16 protein-coding genes are annotated in these 15,163 nt (G+C 48.2%); 10 read left to right on the plus strand and 6 right to left on the minus strand.

Annotated elements, in window-relative coordinates:
• From LI015_RS19910 to LI015_RS19920, 3 genes are all read left to right on the plus strand, one after another.
• Positions 1-570: ABC transporter substrate-binding protein (locus LI015_RS19910; protein ID WP_227126166.1), on the plus strand; the 570-nt coding region annotated here is incomplete at its 5' end.
• 13 nt (positions 571-583) lie between these two features.
• The gene (locus LI015_RS19915) at positions 584-1,411 is read left to right on the plus strand and encodes a class II fructose-bisphosphate aldolase (RefSeq protein ID WP_195632900.1); all 828 of its coding nucleotides are present in this window, start codon (positions 584-586) and stop codon (positions 1,409-1,411) included.
• Positions 1,412-1,519: 108 nt separating this feature from the next.
• Entirely contained in the window at positions 1,520-2,320 is an 801-nt protein-coding gene (locus LI015_RS19920) for a DeoR/GlpR family DNA-binding transcription regulator (protein ID WP_227126167.1), read from the plus strand.
• A gap of 29 nt (positions 2,321-2,349) precedes the next feature.
• Here LI015_RS19920 and LI015_RS19925 read toward each other — a convergent pair whose 3' ends face one another.
• A complete protein-coding gene (locus LI015_RS19925) occupies positions 2,350-3,528 on the minus strand; it encodes a pyridoxal phosphate-dependent aminotransferase (protein WP_002566921.1) in 1,179 nt (392 codons plus the stop codon).
• Between the two features lie 106 nt (positions 3,529-3,634).
• Positions 3,635-4,558 (minus strand): LysR family transcriptional regulator, encoded by a 924-nt coding sequence (locus LI015_RS19930; RefSeq protein ID WP_227126169.1) that lies wholly within the window; start codon positions 4,556-4,558, stop codon positions 3,635-3,637.
• Between the two features lie 136 nt (positions 4,559-4,694).
• Here LI015_RS19930 and LI015_RS19935 point away from each other — a divergent pair, with 136 nt between their 5' ends.
• The 5 genes from LI015_RS19935 (at position 4,695) to LI015_RS19955 (ending at position 9,318) form a co-directional block, all read left to right on the plus strand.
• On the plus strand, positions 4,695-5,378 hold the full coding sequence (locus LI015_RS19935; RefSeq protein ID WP_002572906.1) for an RraA family protein: 684 nt from the start codon (positions 4,695-4,697) through the stop codon (positions 5,376-5,378).
• Positions 5,379-5,436: 58 nt separating this feature from the next.
• Positions 5,437-6,156 carry a 5-oxoprolinase subunit B family protein gene (locus LI015_RS19940; RefSeq protein WP_002566918.1) on the plus strand — a complete coding sequence of 240 codons (720 nt, stop codon included), beginning with the start codon at positions 5,437-5,439 and terminating at the stop codon, positions 6,154-6,156.
• Positions 6,157-6,159: 3 nt separating this feature from the next.
• Positions 6,160-7,185, plus strand: coding sequence for a biotin-dependent carboxyltransferase family protein (locus LI015_RS19945; protein ID WP_227126171.1), 1,026 nt, complete (start codon positions 6,160-6,162; stop codon positions 7,183-7,185).
• Positions 7,186-7,279: 94 nt separating this feature from the next.
• On the plus strand, positions 7,280-8,050 hold the full coding sequence (locus LI015_RS19950) for a LamB/YcsF family protein (protein ID WP_002566916.1): 771 nt from the start codon (positions 7,280-7,282) through the stop codon (positions 8,048-8,050).
• Positions 8,047-9,318: a Glu/Leu/Phe/Val family dehydrogenase gene (locus LI015_RS19955; RefSeq protein ID WP_227126180.1), complete on the plus strand. Its 1,272-nt coding sequence runs from the start codon at positions 8,047-8,049 to the stop codon at positions 9,316-9,318. Before LI015_RS19950 ends, LI015_RS19955 begins: the two co-directional genes overlap by 4 nt.
• 100 nt (positions 9,319-9,418) lie before the next feature.
• Here LI015_RS19955 and LI015_RS19960 read toward each other — a convergent pair whose 3' ends face one another.
• From LI015_RS19960 to dctP, 4 genes are read right to left on the minus strand one after another with little or no spacing between them, the layout of a single operon-like run.
• Positions 9,419-10,270, minus strand: coding sequence for an aldo/keto reductase (locus LI015_RS19960; protein WP_054354431.1), 852 nt, complete (start codon positions 10,268-10,270; stop codon positions 9,419-9,421).
• Positions 10,271-10,301: 31 nt separating this feature from the next.
• Complete coding sequence (locus tag LI015_RS19965) at positions 10,302-11,579, minus strand: TRAP transporter large permease (protein WP_002566913.1); 1,278 nt, start codon at positions 11,577-11,579, stop codon at positions 10,302-10,304.
• A gap of 13 nt (positions 11,580-11,592) precedes the next feature.
• Complete coding sequence (locus LI015_RS19970; RefSeq protein WP_002566912.1) at positions 11,593-12,081, minus strand: TRAP transporter small permease; 489 nt, start codon at positions 12,079-12,081, stop codon at positions 11,593-11,595.
• 39 nt (positions 12,082-12,120) lie between these two features.
• Positions 12,121-13,224, minus strand: coding sequence for a TRAP transporter substrate-binding protein DctP (gene dctP / locus LI015_RS19975; protein WP_227126182.1), 1,104 nt, complete (start codon positions 13,222-13,224; stop codon positions 12,121-12,123).
• A 219-nt stretch (positions 13,225-13,443) separates the two neighbouring features.
• Here dctP and LI015_RS19980 point away from each other — a divergent pair, with 219 nt between their 5' ends.
• The gene (locus tag LI015_RS19980; protein ID WP_002566910.1) at positions 13,444-14,292 is read left to right on the plus strand and encodes a sugar phosphate isomerase/epimerase family protein; all 849 of its coding nucleotides are present in this window, start codon (positions 13,444-13,446) and stop codon (positions 14,290-14,292) included.
• Between the two features lie 66 nt (positions 14,293-14,358).
• Positions 14,359-15,084: a GntR family transcriptional regulator gene (locus LI015_RS19985; protein WP_002566909.1), complete on the plus strand. Its 726-nt coding sequence runs from the start codon at positions 14,359-14,361 to the stop codon at positions 15,082-15,084.
• The last annotated feature ends 79 nt before the right edge of the window (positions 15,085-15,163 follow it).

The raw sequence follows: 15,163 nt of genomic DNA on the forward strand, positions 1-15,163 counted from the left end.
AAAGTTCAATGCCAGAGTTTTGCTGGCATGATCACTCAAGATTCCGAGAGATCATCTGATGCAATCCTTTACCTGAAGACATTCAAGGAGCAGAATTATGTTCCTAAGATGCTGTTGGGACAGCGCGGCGGATTTGTGCAGACAGACTTCCTGGATGCAATGGGCAAGGATACGGAATTTATTTATACCACAGGCGGATGGTCGGCCGACATTGATACAGATACAAGCAAACAGCTGATTGAACTGTATAAGCAGTACACGCCAGACGGCGCGGATTTAAGCGAGGGCCACTGTAAGGACATGATTAACGTACTTCTCATTGCCCTGGGCATCAACCAGGCCGGAACCACAGAGCCTGAGGCGCTGAATGAGGCCCTGAGGAACCTGGAAGTGGATACATCCACACTGCCTATTCCGTGGAATGCAATCACCATGGATGAATACGGCCAGAACACCTCTGCCAATGCATTTGTACTGCAGATGCGGGACGGAAAGTATCAGACCGTGTATCCTTCAGACTATGCTGCCATTGAACCGGTTCTTCCTATGCCTGCTTGGAATGAAAGATAAGGGGTAACAGACTATGCTGAAGACGTTAGACGAAGTATTACCCAAGTATATAAATGCCGATGCAGCGGTAGGCGCCTTTAATCTTGCCCTTTTTCCGGATACAAAGGTCCTGATAGAGGCGGCCGAGGAGATGAATGCCCCCGTCATTCTGCAGATTAGTCCTGTGGTGGCAGAATTCATGGGATATGATTATTGGGGTATGATTGCCGGGGAAATGGCCCGCAGGTCAACGGCAGAGGTGGTCCTGCATCTGGACCATGCCAATATGGTAGAGCCTATCTGGAAAGCCCTGGATGCCGGTTTTTCTTCAGTTATGTTTGACGGATCCCAGCTCCCTTTTGAGGATAATGTGCGTATTACCAATGAAGTGGTAAAGCGGGCAGAGCGTTACGGCGCGTCCGTGGAAGCAGAAATCGGATCCGTAGCCTATCTGGGAAGGGACAGCCATAAGGACCAGCTGACAGACCCCAAAGAAGCCGCTGCTTTCGCAGACGCTTCGGGATGCGGCTGTCTGGCCGTGTCAGTGGGAACCACCCATATGATGCGCACACAGACCGCCAATATACAGTATGACCTTTTGGAGAGCATTCAGAATGAAGTAAAGGTGCCTCTTGTGATTCACGGTTCTACCGGACTTCCGGACAGCCAGCTGGTTAAGATGCGCGGCTACCATGTGTGCAAGGTCAATATTGGAACAGCGCTCAGGGTGGCGTTTGACAAGGGGCTGAGAGCAGAACTGGAAGAACGGCCCAATGATTATATTTATATAGACCTTCTGAAGCGGCCGCTGGAGGACGAAAAACAGGTGGTCAGAAGAAAGATGGAACTTTTAGGATTTTAATATGTATTTATGGTATCCGGCATTCGGGATATCCTGGTACAGCGCTGCAGGAACTCATGCAGCGCTGTACTGGCAGCCGGATATTCATAATGAAAGGTGTGTATGACAATGGTGTTAAAAGACAGGCTGGACCACCTGAGAGGGATTGTCAAGAGTGAGAAAAAGGTAAAGGTGACTGAGCTGAGCCAGAGATTTGACGTGACGGAAGAAACCATACGCCGTGATTTGGAGAGGCTGGAGCTGGAAGGTCTTATTACGCGGACCCATGGAGGGGCGGTGCTGAAGGTGGAGAATATGTTTGACAGATTGGGGTATACACACAGAAGCAGGACAAACGTGGAAGAGAAGAAAAAGATTGCGCAGATTGTGGCATCCATCATCCCCATGCAGGCAACGCTTTTTGCCGATGCCAGCTCCACTGTGATGGAGGCACTTACCCTGATGGCGGACCGGGATGATATTACGGTGCTCACCAATTCCATCCCGGTCTTAAGCTCCCTGAATCAGTCAGGCCTTAACATTATGTCTACCGGAGGCGCCAACAACAGGGTATCCTGCTCCCTGCAGGGAATTATAGCCAGAACCACTATCATGAACTATCATGTGGATTTTGTCCTGACCAGCTGCAAGGGATTGAAGCTGGACGAGGGCGCGTATGACTCCAGGGAAGGGGAGACGGAAATAAAGCAGCTTATGATTTCAAGAGGGCAGAAAACCATTATGATGGCAGACCATACGAAGTTTGACAGGACGTCATTTGTGAAGTATTGCAGTTTCCAGCAGATTGACATACTGGTCACGGACCGGCGGCCGGCGGATGAGTGGATGGAGCTGTTGGAGGAGTACCAAATCCGCATTCTGTATCCTGAGGCCGAGGACGCATATATAAAGGAAACAGGAAACAGCTGATGTCCCCGCTGTCCCTGTTCCGTTTGTTTTTATTTGCTGCGTAGTTTTTCCACGGCAGCCTTAATGCGCGCGCAGGCTTCTGCCAGATTTTCATAGCTGCTTGCATAGGACAGGCGCAGATACCCCTCCCCGGCTGCTCCGAAGGCAGTTCCGGGAACCATGGCCACTTTTGCCTCCTCCAGGAAGTACTCTGCCATTTCCATGGCGCTCTTACCTAACTCTTTGATGTTGATAAAGAGATAAAATGCTCCTTTGGGTTTATTGCAGCTTAACCCGTCAATCTGGTTGATGGCTTCCACCACATAGTCCCGCCGTCTCTGATACTCGGCCAGCATTTTCTGTACGTCAGGCCCGGCCTGCTTAAGGGCAGTGATGCCTGCTTCCTGCACAAAGGAGGACGCACAGGTATTGATGTGCTGGTGAAGCCGGACAGATGCAGAGATGATATCCTTTGGAGCTGCCATATAACCCAGGCGCCATCCTGTCATGGAGTATGCTTTGGAAAAGCCGTTCAGGGTTATGGTACGTTCCTTCATTCCCGGAAGAGATGCAATGCTTATGTGTTTTTCACCGTCAAATATCAGCTTCTCGTATATCTCATCGGATATGACATACAGATCGTGGCGGATGGCGATGTTGGCCAGTTTCTCCAGTGTTTCCCTTTCCAGTACGCCTCCGGTGGGATTATTGGGGGAGATAATCACAACCATTTTTGTCCGGTCTGTGATTTTGCTCTCCAGTTCTTCCATGTCAATCTGATAGTCATTTTCCTGCTTCAGAGTATAGGGAACTGCCTTGGCGCCAAAGTATTCAGGCACATGGATGTAATTTAACCATACAGGGTCAGGAATCAGGACCTCGTCTCCTTCTTCCAGGTAAGCCCCGAAGGCATTAAAGGTTCCCTCGCCTACGCCCACGGTAATCAGGATTTCTGAGGGATCATAATGAATGTTGTTTTCTACCCTGAGCTTTTCGGCAACAGCGGTACGCAGTTCCATGGAGCCGTAATTTGAGGTGTAAAATACATTTCCCTTTTCCAGGCTCTTATAGGCGGCTTCCTTGATTACCTGAGGCGTGTCAAAATCAGGACGTCCCAGTTCCAGATGGATGACATGTTCCCCGCGGGCGTCCATCTGAGTTGCTTTTTCCATCACCACTCTTATTCCGGAAAACGGCATGTGTTCCATACGTTCGGCAGTTGTAAGCATATATAAACCCTCCAATCATCTGTGAATCGTTTGCTGATAATTGGATTATATACGGAAATTAAATATATTTCTAATGAATTATTTAAATGTATAATATAGAAAAAGTTTATATATCAGTGCCCCATATCTCTCCAATGCGGAGAGAGGATTTGACCTGGCATAGGTAGTTTCCCAGGGCCTGCTCAAAGTATGCGACGGCTGTCTGGGTGGCGGAGCTGGGGAAGCGGTGCTTGATTTTGTAACACACCCTGTCCGGAGGCGGATTTTTCAGTTCGCTGACATAGAGGCGTCTGTAATGATACAGTTCGTTAATCACGGATTCCGGGGCGATCATCCAGCTTTTCTTATCCGTCCACACATGATTGAGGAGGGTGATGGTATCTACGATAATCCGCGGCCTGGAGTATCCGGTCAGCCATTGGTCGTGCCAGATCTGGAAGTTGGCATCCCAGTTCAGAAATAATTCCAGGGATGGGTCCAGTTCCTCGGTGTGGATCAGTGATTTGCATATGGCGGGTTCGTCTGACTGCACCAGATACAGGCGTTCCTGATAGATGCGCTCTGAAAGGATGTTCTTATAGTGCAGGTGGTAATATACAAAACCAATGTCGATGTCGTGGCGGTCCAGTATGCTGTAGAGCTCCGAGGACTGGTGGGTATGGATGTCCAGATCAATGGGACAGCCGGAGGCCTCCATCTGCCGGTAGAAGCCTGCAAACAGGGCGATGTTCAGACTGTCCGTGCATCCGATGGACAAAAGAGTGCTGTCTCTGTCCTGGGCCAGTACCTGGGTTTCCTTCCACAGGGATATGTACCGCTCGGCGATGGATACAAACTCGCTGCCTTTGGAGGTGAGCTCAACGTTTTTAAACCCCTTTTTCCGGACAATCAGCGGGAAGCCCAGCTCCTTTTCAAGGGCCTTTAGCCTGTGGCTTACGGTGGGCTGGCTTAGAAACAGGATATCCGCTGTTTTTGTGATGCTTTTTGTATTCACAATGGTGAGGAAGGTTTCGATTTCAGAAAGGTCCATAAGCAGCTCCTTAAATATAAATTTAGTTAATATTATATACTAATATTATTCATTTTTCAATTATTATTATGTGTGCTATCCTATGGTCAGAAACAAGTTTAAGATCTACAAAATGATGGAGAGAAGGAGAATGTATATGGCAAATGTAGGGTGCAGGATCAGAAAAGAATTCGAGAGGCCGGACAGGAAATTGGTTGAGGCCTTTAAGGACATTCCGGTGGCTAATATTGACGACTGCATGAACCGGACAGCAGCTGTGGATTCCCAGCTGAAGCCCATGAATAAAGCCAGGCTTCTGGGCACTGCGTTTACGGTGAAGGCTCCGGCGGGGGATAACCTGATGTTTCATAAGGCACTGGATATGGCAAAGCCGGGAGATGTGCTGGTGATAGCCACATTTGGCAGCCAGAGCAGGTCTCTGTGCGGTGAAATTATGACGCGGTACGCTATGTCCAAGGGGCTGGCAGGTTTTGTGGTGGATGGGTGTATCCGGGACAGCGTGGAAATCGGACAGATAACGGATTTCCCGGTGTATGCAAAAGGCGTGACCCCCAATGGACCCTATAAGAACGGGCCGGGTGAAATCAATTTTCCGGTATCCTGCGGAAACCAGGTCATCTGTCCCGGGGATATTCTGGTAGGCGACGGGGACGGCCTGCTGGTCATAAAGCCTGAGGAAGCTGCCGAGCTGGCGGAAAGAGCAAAGAAAGTGAGCCGGGATGAGACAAAGCAGTTTGCGGGCATTGCAGCCGGAACCGGATTAAACCGCGACTGGGTGGACGCGAAACTTGAAAGCATAGGTGTGGAGTACGTGGACTGATTTGAGGCTGTGCAGGCTAGAACAGCTGCATTGATTTAGAAATAGGAGCAGTGAGGCTATGAGTGGTGCTGTGTTGCGGTTATGCGGTGACTGTGCGGTTACAGTTGAATTTGAGAATGAAATATCTATTGAGACGAACAGAAAAGTCATTGCGCTTAAGTACCGGATTGAGGGGGAACATGTCCCCGGCATAAGAGAACTGGTTCCGTCATACCGTTCCCTGCTGATTCACTACGACCCCTTAAAGATACCATACAATGAGCTGGAGCGCCTTGTGGAGGAATGGACCGGCGATGCGGGGGAAATTGCCCTGCCCAAGCCGGTCATAACAGAAATACCGGTTCTCTATGAAGGGGAGGATATCGGGGAGATAGCCAGGATTGAGAAAAAGACAGTGGATGAAATCATAAAGATTCACAGTCAGAGCGATTACTTTGTGTATATGCTGGGATTTGCTCCGGGTCATCCCTATACAGCCAGGTTTGAGCACCCTTTTTCCTTCAGGCGGAGGGAGAGTCCAAGGGTACGCATAGCAGGGGGAAGCGTGGTGGTACAGCAGGGGCTCAGCGATATTATACCCTTTGACCAGCCCTGCGGCTGGAATATCATAGGCATGACCCCCATAAAGGTGTGCGACTACAGGAAGGAGAATCCTTTCCTGCTCAGAGCAGGGCAATGGATTCGCCATATTCCCGTGAGCAGGGCCCAATATGAGGATATCAAGTCCCAGGCTGACGCCGGAATCTATGTCTGCCGGACCTATGAAAAGGAGGCATAGCTTATGGGTATGGTGATTGTGAATCCGGGTATCTACACAACGGTGCAGGACGAGGGAAGATTTGGATATGAACAGTTTGGAGTATCACCGGCCGGCCCCATGGATAGGAGATCATTTCATATAGCCAATCTCCTGGTTGGCAACGATATAGGCGAGGCAGAACTGGAAATGACGATTATAGGGACGGAAATACGGTTTACCGGGCCGGCTGTCATAGCGCTTACCGGGGCGGACATGTCCCCTCTGCTGAATGAGGCTCCTGTATGTATGTACCGGGCGTTTCCGGTAGGAGCTGGAGATGTGCTCAGGATGCAGTCTGTTTCCGGCGGCTGCCGGACCTACCTGGCGGCAGCCGGGGGACTGGATATTCCTGTGGTGATGGGAAGCAGATCCACCCTTGTGAAGAATGGTATCGGCGGTTACCAGGGCAGACCCCTGAAAAAAGGAGATGCAATCGGACTCCGTCAGAACATGAGTACCATAGAGAACCTGCCCGCAAGATGGATGCTGGCAGAACACAGTGAACCGGGGTGCCGCCAGATTCGGGTGATTGCAGGGCCTCAGGATGACTGTTTCACCGGTAAAGGCCTGGAGGATTTCTTCCATGGGACATATAAGGTAACCGGGGATTCGGACCGCATGGGTTACAGGCTTACAGGTCCCTGTCCGGAGCATGTGGCAGATGGTAATATCATTTCAGACGGTATTGTTATGGGATCCATCCAGGTACCCACATCGGGACAGCCCATTGTGATGATGGCAGACTGCCAGTCTATTGGCGGCTATACAAAGATTGCCACGGTTATAACTGCGGATCTGCCTGCAATCGGGCAGTGCAAAGCCGGCGACGAGATACGGTTCATACCGGTAGACATCATGCAGGCACAGCAGGCTTATGCGGATTATTACCGGGAAATGGAAATGCTTAAGGCAAAGTTTGAGACACCTGTGGCATATCGTCCGCCCAGATTGTTTCAGGTAAAGGTGGGAGGGACTTCCTTTCAGGTGAAGGTGGAGGAACACAGTTAGGCTCCCATGGTCAGTTGGAACGCAGTCAGGGGAAAACCGTCATGGAAAACAGCCCGGAAATACAGTAAGGGCAGAGTCATTGAGGAGGCGGAACATGTATCAGATTGATTTAAACAGTGATATGGGGGAGAGCTTTGGGGCATATTCCATTGGAAATGATGACGAAATCATAAAGTATGTCACAACGGCTAATGTTGCCTGCGGCTGGCATGGAGGGGATCCCATGGTCATGGATAAGGTGGTCAAAAAAGCCGCGGAGAGAAAGGTGGCTGTGGGTGCCCATCCGGGTTATCCGGATCTTATGGGATTCGGCAGACGCAAGATGGTTCTGAAGCCTTCTGAAGTTAAGAACTATATAAAATATCAGGTGGGCGCGCTTATGGCCTTCACTGCCAGCTATGGCATGAAGCTCCAGCATGTGGCTCCCCACGGTGCGCTGGGAAATCTGTGCCAGTATGACAGGGACGTATCCAGGGCCATATGCGAAGCAGTATATGAGATAGACCCGTCCATACGTATTTTTTACTGTGCAGGAGCAGTTTTGGGGGACGAGGCTGAAAAAATGGGGCTGGAAGCACTGTCGGAAATATTTGCGGACCGGGCCTACATGGATGATTTGTCTCTGGTTCCCAGAGGGATGGATGGAGCCATGATTACAGATGAGGATGAGGCCATCAGGCGGTGTGTCAAAATGATAAAAGAGGGAAAGGTCACATCCGTCAGCGGAAAAGAACTGGATATAAAAGGAGATACGCTCTGCGTCCACGGTGACGGGGCAAAGGCATTGGCCTTTGTCAGCAGAATCAGAGACGCGTTTGAAGCAGAAGGTATACAAATAAACAATTTTATGGGAGGCAGGTCATGAATAAGAACAAGTATAATCCATACGAAAATATGCTGGCTGTACTGGATGAGGCGGCATCCAGGCTTGGATTAAAGGAGGCAGATTATATAACCCTGCGCTATCCGGAGCGTGAGATGATTGTATCCATTCCTGTAAGGATGGACAATGGTGAGATGAAGGTATTTGAAGGCTACCGGGTACAGCACAACAGCGCAAGAGGACCTTATAAAGGGGGAATCCGTTTCCATCAGAACTCGGATTTGGACGAGGTAAAGGCGCTGGCGGCCTGGATGTCATTTAAATGTGCTATAGTCAATATCCCCTACGGCGGGGCCAAGGGCGGAATCAAGGTGAACCCTTCCAAGCTGTCCAGGGATGAGCTGATTCGTCTTACCAGGAGATATACCACCAGGATACTGCCTATTATAGGGCCTGACCAGGACATACCTGCTCCGGATGTGAATACCAACGGCGAGGTGATGGGCTGGATTATGGATACATACAGCATGTTCAAAGGCCACAGCGTTCCTGGTGTGGTCACAGGAAAACCCATTGAGATCGGCGGATCCATCGGGAGGACAGAGGCAACAGGAAGAGGTGTGACCATCATTACCCGCCAGTGCCTGGAGCATCTGGGCATGAGCTATGAAAACTCCGCCTATGCCATCCAGGGTATGGGAAATGTAGGAGGTACCGCAGCCCAGATTCTATATGATAAGGGGTGTAAGATTGTGGCGGTCAGCGATTACTCCGGCGGTGTGTATAATGAAAACGGTCTGGATATTCCTGCAATCAGGACATACCTGTCCGACAAGACAAAGGCGCTGATTGATTACGTATCAGATGATGTAAAGCACATATCCAATGATGAGGTCATTACCTGCTGCTGTGACGTGCTGATTCCTGCTGCGCTGGAGAACCAGATTACCGGGGAAAACGCAGCAGGGGTCCAGGCAAAGGTGATTATAGAAGCTGCCAACGGCCCTACTACAGTGGAAGCAGATAAGATACTGGAGGAGAAGGGCATAGTGGTTGTACCGGATATCCTGGCCAATGCAGGGGGAGTGGTTGTATCCTATTTTGAGTGGGTACAGAACATCCAAAGCATGGCCTGGGATTTGGATGAAGTGAACAGGACACTGAAGAAAATCATGAACAAAGCCTATGATGAAGTGGATGCCATGTCCAGGGATAACAAGGTGACCATGCGCATGGGAGCCTATATGGTGGCAATCAACCGCATCTGTACGGCGGGCAAGATGAGAGGCGGGCCTATCTCGATGGCGTAGGCTGCCGCAGAAATAAGAAGGGATACTACACTTGAGTGGTATCCCTTTTTACAATCTATGGATGTGCTAAAGAAGACAGCAACATAAATTAACCTTCATATCAAAAATCAATGTTGTCAGGATCAGGACCAGTCCTTCCTGTTTCTCCAAGTCCTGTTATCCGCAGGCATTCCTCCTGTGTCAGGTTAAAATCGAATATATCTGCGTTCTGGGCCATTCTTTCCGGATTCAGAGACTTGGGAATCGGCAGGATATCCTGCTGGAGCTCCCACCGCAGAGCTGTCTGCGCGGCAGTCTTATGATACCTCAGTCCGATTTCCTTTATAACAGGATTATCCAGGATGGTTCCATGGCCCAGAGGGCTCCATGCCTGAACCTGTATACCTTTTCTGCGGCAGTAGGCAGCGGTTTCTTTCTGCGTGAAGAAAGGATGGATTTCCAGCTGGTCCACACTTGGCTTTATATGGGCTGAAACCTCAATATTGTCTATATGGTGGGGCAGGAAATTACTCAGCCCGATGGAACGGACCAATCCTTCCCCATACAGGCGTTCAAAGGCCCGCCATGTGTCCCTGCTGACCTGTTTCCAGTCATCCTTAAAGACAGCCGGTACAGGCCAGTGGATTAAATATAGATCAAGGTAATCCAATCCCAGGCGCTTCATGCTTCCCTCGAATGCCCTGAGGGTACTGTCGTAGCCCTGGTCCGTATTCTTCAGCTTCGTGGTGACAAACAGCTCGCTTCTGTTAAGACCGGATTCCTTAATACCCTTTCCGACGCTTTCTTCATTTCCATAAAGCTGGGCTGTATCAATATGCCGGTATCCGCAGCCAATTGCTTCCCTGACAGCCTGAACCGTATCAATGCCATCCGGGGTTCTCCATGTGCCGTAGCCCACACAAGGAATCTTAACCCCATTGTTTAAAACAAAACAATCCCTTATATTTTTCATGCAAATACATTCCTTTCTGTTTTAAACCATTTTAATACAACAGGCGAGGCAGAAATAAAACAACATCCGGCAAAAATGCAAGCAACCCAATGGCTAAAAGAATTGCAGCCAGGAATGGAATCATGGATTTAGTATACTCCTGCAGGGAACAATCCAGGATTGTATTAACCGTATACATACTCATACCCACAGGCGGTGTGTTTACTCCCATGGTTACAATGACACACATGAGAAGTCCAAGGTGCACCGGGTCAATTCCCACAGACTGGCACATAGGAAGAAGGATTGGTGTCAGAAGCAGTATCACCACGGAACCTTCCATAAACATCCCCACAAATACCAGAAGGATAATAATAAGGATTAGCACCAGGGAGGGATTGGTGGTGATGCCGGTAATAAATGTGGTCATTTTCTGAGGTATCTTATCAATGGGTATGCCGTAGCCAAACAATGCTGTCAGAGAAACAATCATCATAATAGAACCGATATCCGCGATGCTGTCTCTTAAAGCGGTTATAAAGGATTTGATGGTCAGCTCCTTATAGATAAAGGCGCCTACAAATACAGAATAGAAGCAGGCAAAGGCCCCAACTTCAGATGGGGAAAAGAATCCCATCCTGATACCAACTAAAAGGATGACCGGAAACATGACAGCCCAAACCGTTTCCTTTAGATTGATACCGATTTCCTTCCATGTGGCCCGGTTCTGCCTTACCGGTTTATAACCACGCATCCGGGCAATGACTGCCACAGATACCATAAGAACAATCATCATATATAAGCCCACAAAGATACCTGCTGAAAAAAGTTTTCCGATGGAGACACTGCCTGTAGTGCCGTATATGATAAGACCCACCCCCGGAGGAATCGTGGCAGTAATCAGTGAGGTGAATGTAAGGACATTTGCAGAGAACCCCTTGGAATATCCGCTTTTAATCATGTCAGGCCCCAGAAGCCGGGCTTCCATGGCTGCATCTGCCGTAGCGGAACCAGACACACCGCCCATCAGAGTGCTTAAGACCACGCTGGTCTGAGCAAGCCCGCCCCTCATATGTCCGGTTAAAAGGGTGGCAAGACTGACAAGGCGTTTTGTAACCCCTCCGTTATTCATAAGGTTGCCGGCCAGGATGAACAGGGGGATGGCAAGCATGGAAATGCTCTGGACCTGGGTTAAAGGCAGCTGCGCAATGTGTGTCAGCGGAAAATGGGTGTTTAACAGGAAGAATACCATACCGGACGCACCGATTGCAAATGCAACCGGTACACCCATTACCAGGAAAATAAGGAATACTATAAAAACATATATCATATTGTCGTTCTCCTTACATTTTTGAAATGACGGTTGTATCTGATGACATCATCAGGTCATACAGACGTTTGACAGCCGTTATAAACATCAGGGAGAAACCTACCGGAATAGAGGCGGCAACCCACACGTAACTGAGAAAGGGAATGCCCTCCAGCGTTCTTTTGCCCACATTCACACAAAGCAGGGCACCTTGTTTTACCATCATGAACATCATTACCAATAAAACAGCATATACCATGACGGCAACGGCCTTTTGGAACCTGACCGGCAGTTTGGCAATCAATATATCCACATTCACCATTCTGCCTGCCCGGAAGGCCACGTCACCGCCCAGAAAGGTGGTCCAGGCCAACATGAGCAGTGCCACATCATTACACCAGTTCAGCGGATGTCCCAGCAGGCGTACCGCAGCTCCCAGCATCAGCACGGATGTGAACCCCACAACACAGGTCATGGTAATTGCAAGCTCCGCTTTATTCAGAATCTCAAAAAACTTTTTCATTCCCAGTTCTACCTTTCATTAAGCTGCATTTCAGGATGATTATTTACCAAGTGCACTCATAATTTCATTGTAGGTATCGGTCAGGCCAAGCTGTTCGTAAGACGCCTTGGCAGCCTCGCGGAATGCGTCTGTGTCGATTTCAGAATGGTCAATTACAGTCATACCCTCATCAATACACTTCTGCTTTGCCTCCTCGGTGAATTCGCCCAGCATTTTGTCGGAACAGGAATTGCATGCCTGGTCACATGTCTCAATCAGGGCATCCTGATATTCCTTTGGAAGGCTGTTGAACCAGCCGGCGTCAACTACCACAGGATTTAACAGAAGAATATTATGTGTTTCGGAGATTGTGTTCACATTCTTTATCTCATAATAACTTTCAGAAACAATACATGGATAAACATCCTCATAGCCGTCGATTACCTTATTCACAAGGTTGTTATAGATGTCGCCGCGGCCCATTCCCTGTACACTGCAGCCCAGTGAGCTGACAGCAGCCCGCCAGATTTCCGTGTTGGGGCAGCGTAAGGTGAGTCCTTTTAAGTCGTCGGGTTTCAGGACTGGCTTGCCTGCCACTACATTTCGGTAACCCTGTACCAGGTTAAGGGATACCACCTTTATATCGTTCTCTGTTTCCAGTTTATTAATCCATTCTTTTACCATGTCCAGTTCCTTTACTGCATTAATATCGTCCATGGTCTCAACAAAATAAGGAAGGTTAAACATAGCCAGCTCAGGCACATAGGTACCCAGCCTGGCAAAGTCTGTGTTGTAACCCCAGTTTGTGTCTGAATCCTTAAATGAATTAATAATATCCTCCTCGGATCCAAGGGTATTGCTGGGATAAAGGTCAATCACAAGACCGCCGTTTGTTTTCTCCGCCACCGCATCAGCCCATTCCTGGAAACATGTCTGATATGGATGGGTTTCTGTCTGGGCATGTCCGAACATCAGAGTGTAGGTTTCTTCCGGTGCAGCGGCTGGGTCCTCTTTCTTTTCTTCAGCGGCAGATTGAACGGCCGTGGTCTCTTTATTCTCCGGAGCTGCCGTGGTACTTCCGGTGCCGGAGGAGCAAGCGGTTGATGTCATTACAATTGCCATTCCTATTGTTGCTGCTGCAATACGTTTCATCATTTTTCTCATTTGGAAAGCCTCCCGAATTATATGTTTTGTTGGTTTTTAGAGTAGTCTCTATGGTGTTATTGTAATAAATGCCTATATTTTTATCAATGGTAATTGTGCACAAAAAATGAATCCATTTTTTGTATTCATTTTTTGTATACAAATTTTGTATTCTGCTTTAAACTATAGATAAACTAAAATGAATTATGATTATTTTGTGTGGAAAGGAATCGACTAGGTATGGAACATTCATTATTTCCCTTTCGGACCGGCTTTCAATGTGTCCTGGAATCAAAGGAGCAGCTTCCCCAACTGAGAAGACTATTTGGCCTTTTGCACCGGGAAGGCTTTTATGGGGTTGAGTTAAACTTACCTGATTTGGATTTAATAAAACCAGAGGAACTAAAGTCATTATTAAATGAATATCAGATGAAAATGAACATGCTGGCAACGGGAGTGTATGCGAAAACACATGGTCTGTCACTCAGTTCAGGTATTCCTGAGGAAAGGATGAGGGCTGTTAACGGTTGTAAGAGGAACATTGATTATGCTGCATCCATGGGTTGCGGAATTATAATCGGTTTCTTAAAAGGAGGCCCCGGCAGTGACCGTGAAGTTTCAGAACGGCTTTTTCTGGAATCCATGCTGGAATTAAAGCCATATATAGAAGAAAAGAAAGTGCAGGTCCTTATTGAGGCAACCAATCACAAGGAGGCATCTATTATAAGGACTCTGAAGGAAGGGGCACACGTGATTAATTTTCTGGACTGTCCGTTCATACAGCTTCTGGCAGATACATACCATATGAATATTGAAGAACCATCGCTGGTAGATTCCCTTTCAGAGTATATGAATTATTATCCCCATCTGCATATTTCGGATGATAACCGGGCGTATCCGGGTCTGGGCAGCCTTGATTTTACCGCCATATACAGGAAACTGATGGAGTGCGGATACAAGGGAACCGTGGCTGTGGAGGGGAATATACAGCATGGTCTGCTGGAGGATACACAAATATGCGCGGCATACCTGCATAAAATGTGCAGCGGTTTGCACACCCCCTCCCGTGTTCCTTCCCACGCGGTTTAATAACTTTACTTTTTAAGAAAAATGGATTAGAATGGTTTTAATACGTAGTTGTCACAGGAGGATATGATGGAAAAAGACAACAGCTTGACAAATAAAGCCTATGAAACCATACGGCAGCAGATTTTTGATTTCGATCTGTTTCCGGGGCAAATCGTATCCGACTATCTTCTCAGCAAGGAGCTGAATATGAGCCGTACCCCCATCAGACAGGCACTCATGCGCCTTAAAAATGAGGGACTGCTGGAAGAACAAATCGGTAAGAAGAACTACCGTGTTTCTACCATTACAAAAGAAGATATACAGGATCTCTTTGATTTTCGGGAAGGGATTGAGACTACCGCCTTCATGCTTTCCTGGCGAAATGGGATTACCCCTGAGCAGCTGGAAAACCTTCAGGAAATCACCGATAAGATGAAAGAAACAAAGGATGCCGGACAGGCCAAAGAACATTTTTTTTATGATCAGCAGTTTCATAATGAATTGGTTGCACTGTCCAACAATAAGCGGCTTATAAAAGCCCATGATGAGATACTGCTTCAGCTGACCAGAATGCGGTTTCTCTCTTTTTTGGAAAATTCACTGCAGAGTAAAGCATGTATGAAGCATCAGGCCATCATAGACGCCATTAAGGACCAGGATTATGAGCGCGGGCGCCAGGCCGTCATTGATCATGTGCGTTCATCACGGGATGATTATATTAATCTGTTCGGCAACGGGCTGTCGGCTAATTCCCTTTGTCTGCTGCGTTATTTTACAAGAAGTCCTGAAACGGATTCAAAAGAGGATGAATAAGAAAAGGCCATGAAACTATGAAGGTGGGGCGGAGAATGCCTTCATGGTTTCATGGCTCTTTTTTTATTTCAGACACACG

The organism is Enterocloster sp. 210928-DFI.2.20, assembly GCF_020554465.1.
GTDB lineage: Bacteria > Bacillota > Clostridia > Lachnospirales > Lachnospiraceae > Enterocloster > Enterocloster bolteae.

What these genes read in the sequence shown, in the direction of transcription:
- LI015_RS19955 (WP_227126180.1), top strand. Translation starts at nt 8,047, where the DNA reads ATGAATAAGAACAAGTATAATCCATACGAAAATATGCTGGCTGTACTG.
- LI015_RS19970 (WP_002566912.1), bottom strand. Translation starts at nt 12,081, where the DNA reads ATGAAAAAGTTTTTTGAGATTCTGAATAAAGCGGAGCTTGCAATTACC.
- LI015_RS19960 (WP_054354431.1), bottom strand. Translation starts at nt 10,270, where the DNA reads ATGAAAAATATAAGGGATTGTTTTGTTTTAAACAATGGGGTTAAGATT.
- LI015_RS19920 (WP_227126167.1), top strand. Translation starts at nt 1,520, where the DNA reads ATGGTGTTAAAAGACAGGCTGGACCACCTGAGAGGGATTGTCAAGAGT.
- LI015_RS19940 (WP_002566918.1), top strand. Translation starts at nt 5,437, where the DNA reads ATGAGTGGTGCTGTGTTGCGGTTATGCGGTGACTGTGCGGTTACAGTT.
- dctP (WP_227126182.1), bottom strand. Translation starts at nt 13,224, where the DNA reads ATGAGAAAAATGATGAAACGTATTGCAGCAGCAACAATAGGAATGGCA.
- LI015_RS19925 (WP_002566921.1), bottom strand. Translation starts at nt 3,528, where the DNA reads ATGCTTACAACTGCCGAACGTATGGAACACATGCCGTTTTCCGGAATA.
- LI015_RS19945 (WP_227126171.1), top strand. Translation starts at nt 6,160, where the DNA reads ATGGGTATGGTGATTGTGAATCCGGGTATCTACACAACGGTGCAGGAC.
- LI015_RS19950 (WP_002566916.1), top strand. Translation starts at nt 7,280, where the DNA reads ATGTATCAGATTGATTTAAACAGTGATATGGGGGAGAGCTTTGGGGCA.
- LI015_RS19965 (WP_002566913.1), bottom strand. Translation starts at nt 11,579, where the DNA reads ATGATATATGTTTTTATAGTATTCCTTATTTTCCTGGTAATGGGTGTA.
- LI015_RS19980 (WP_002566910.1), top strand. Translation starts at nt 13,444, where the DNA reads ATGGAACATTCATTATTTCCCTTTCGGACCGGCTTTCAATGTGTCCTG.
- LI015_RS19930 (WP_227126169.1), bottom strand. Translation starts at nt 4,558, where the DNA reads ATGGACCTTTCTGAAATCGAAACCTTCCTCACCATTGTGAATACAAAA.
- LI015_RS19985 (WP_002566909.1), top strand. Translation starts at nt 14,359, where the DNA reads ATGGAAAAAGACAACAGCTTGACAAATAAAGCCTATGAAACCATACGG.
- LI015_RS19935 (WP_002572906.1), top strand. Translation starts at nt 4,695, where the DNA reads ATGGCAAATGTAGGGTGCAGGATCAGAAAAGAATTCGAGAGGCCGGAC.
- LI015_RS19915 (WP_195632900.1), top strand. Translation starts at nt 584, where the DNA reads ATGCTGAAGACGTTAGACGAAGTATTACCCAAGTATATAAATGCCGAT.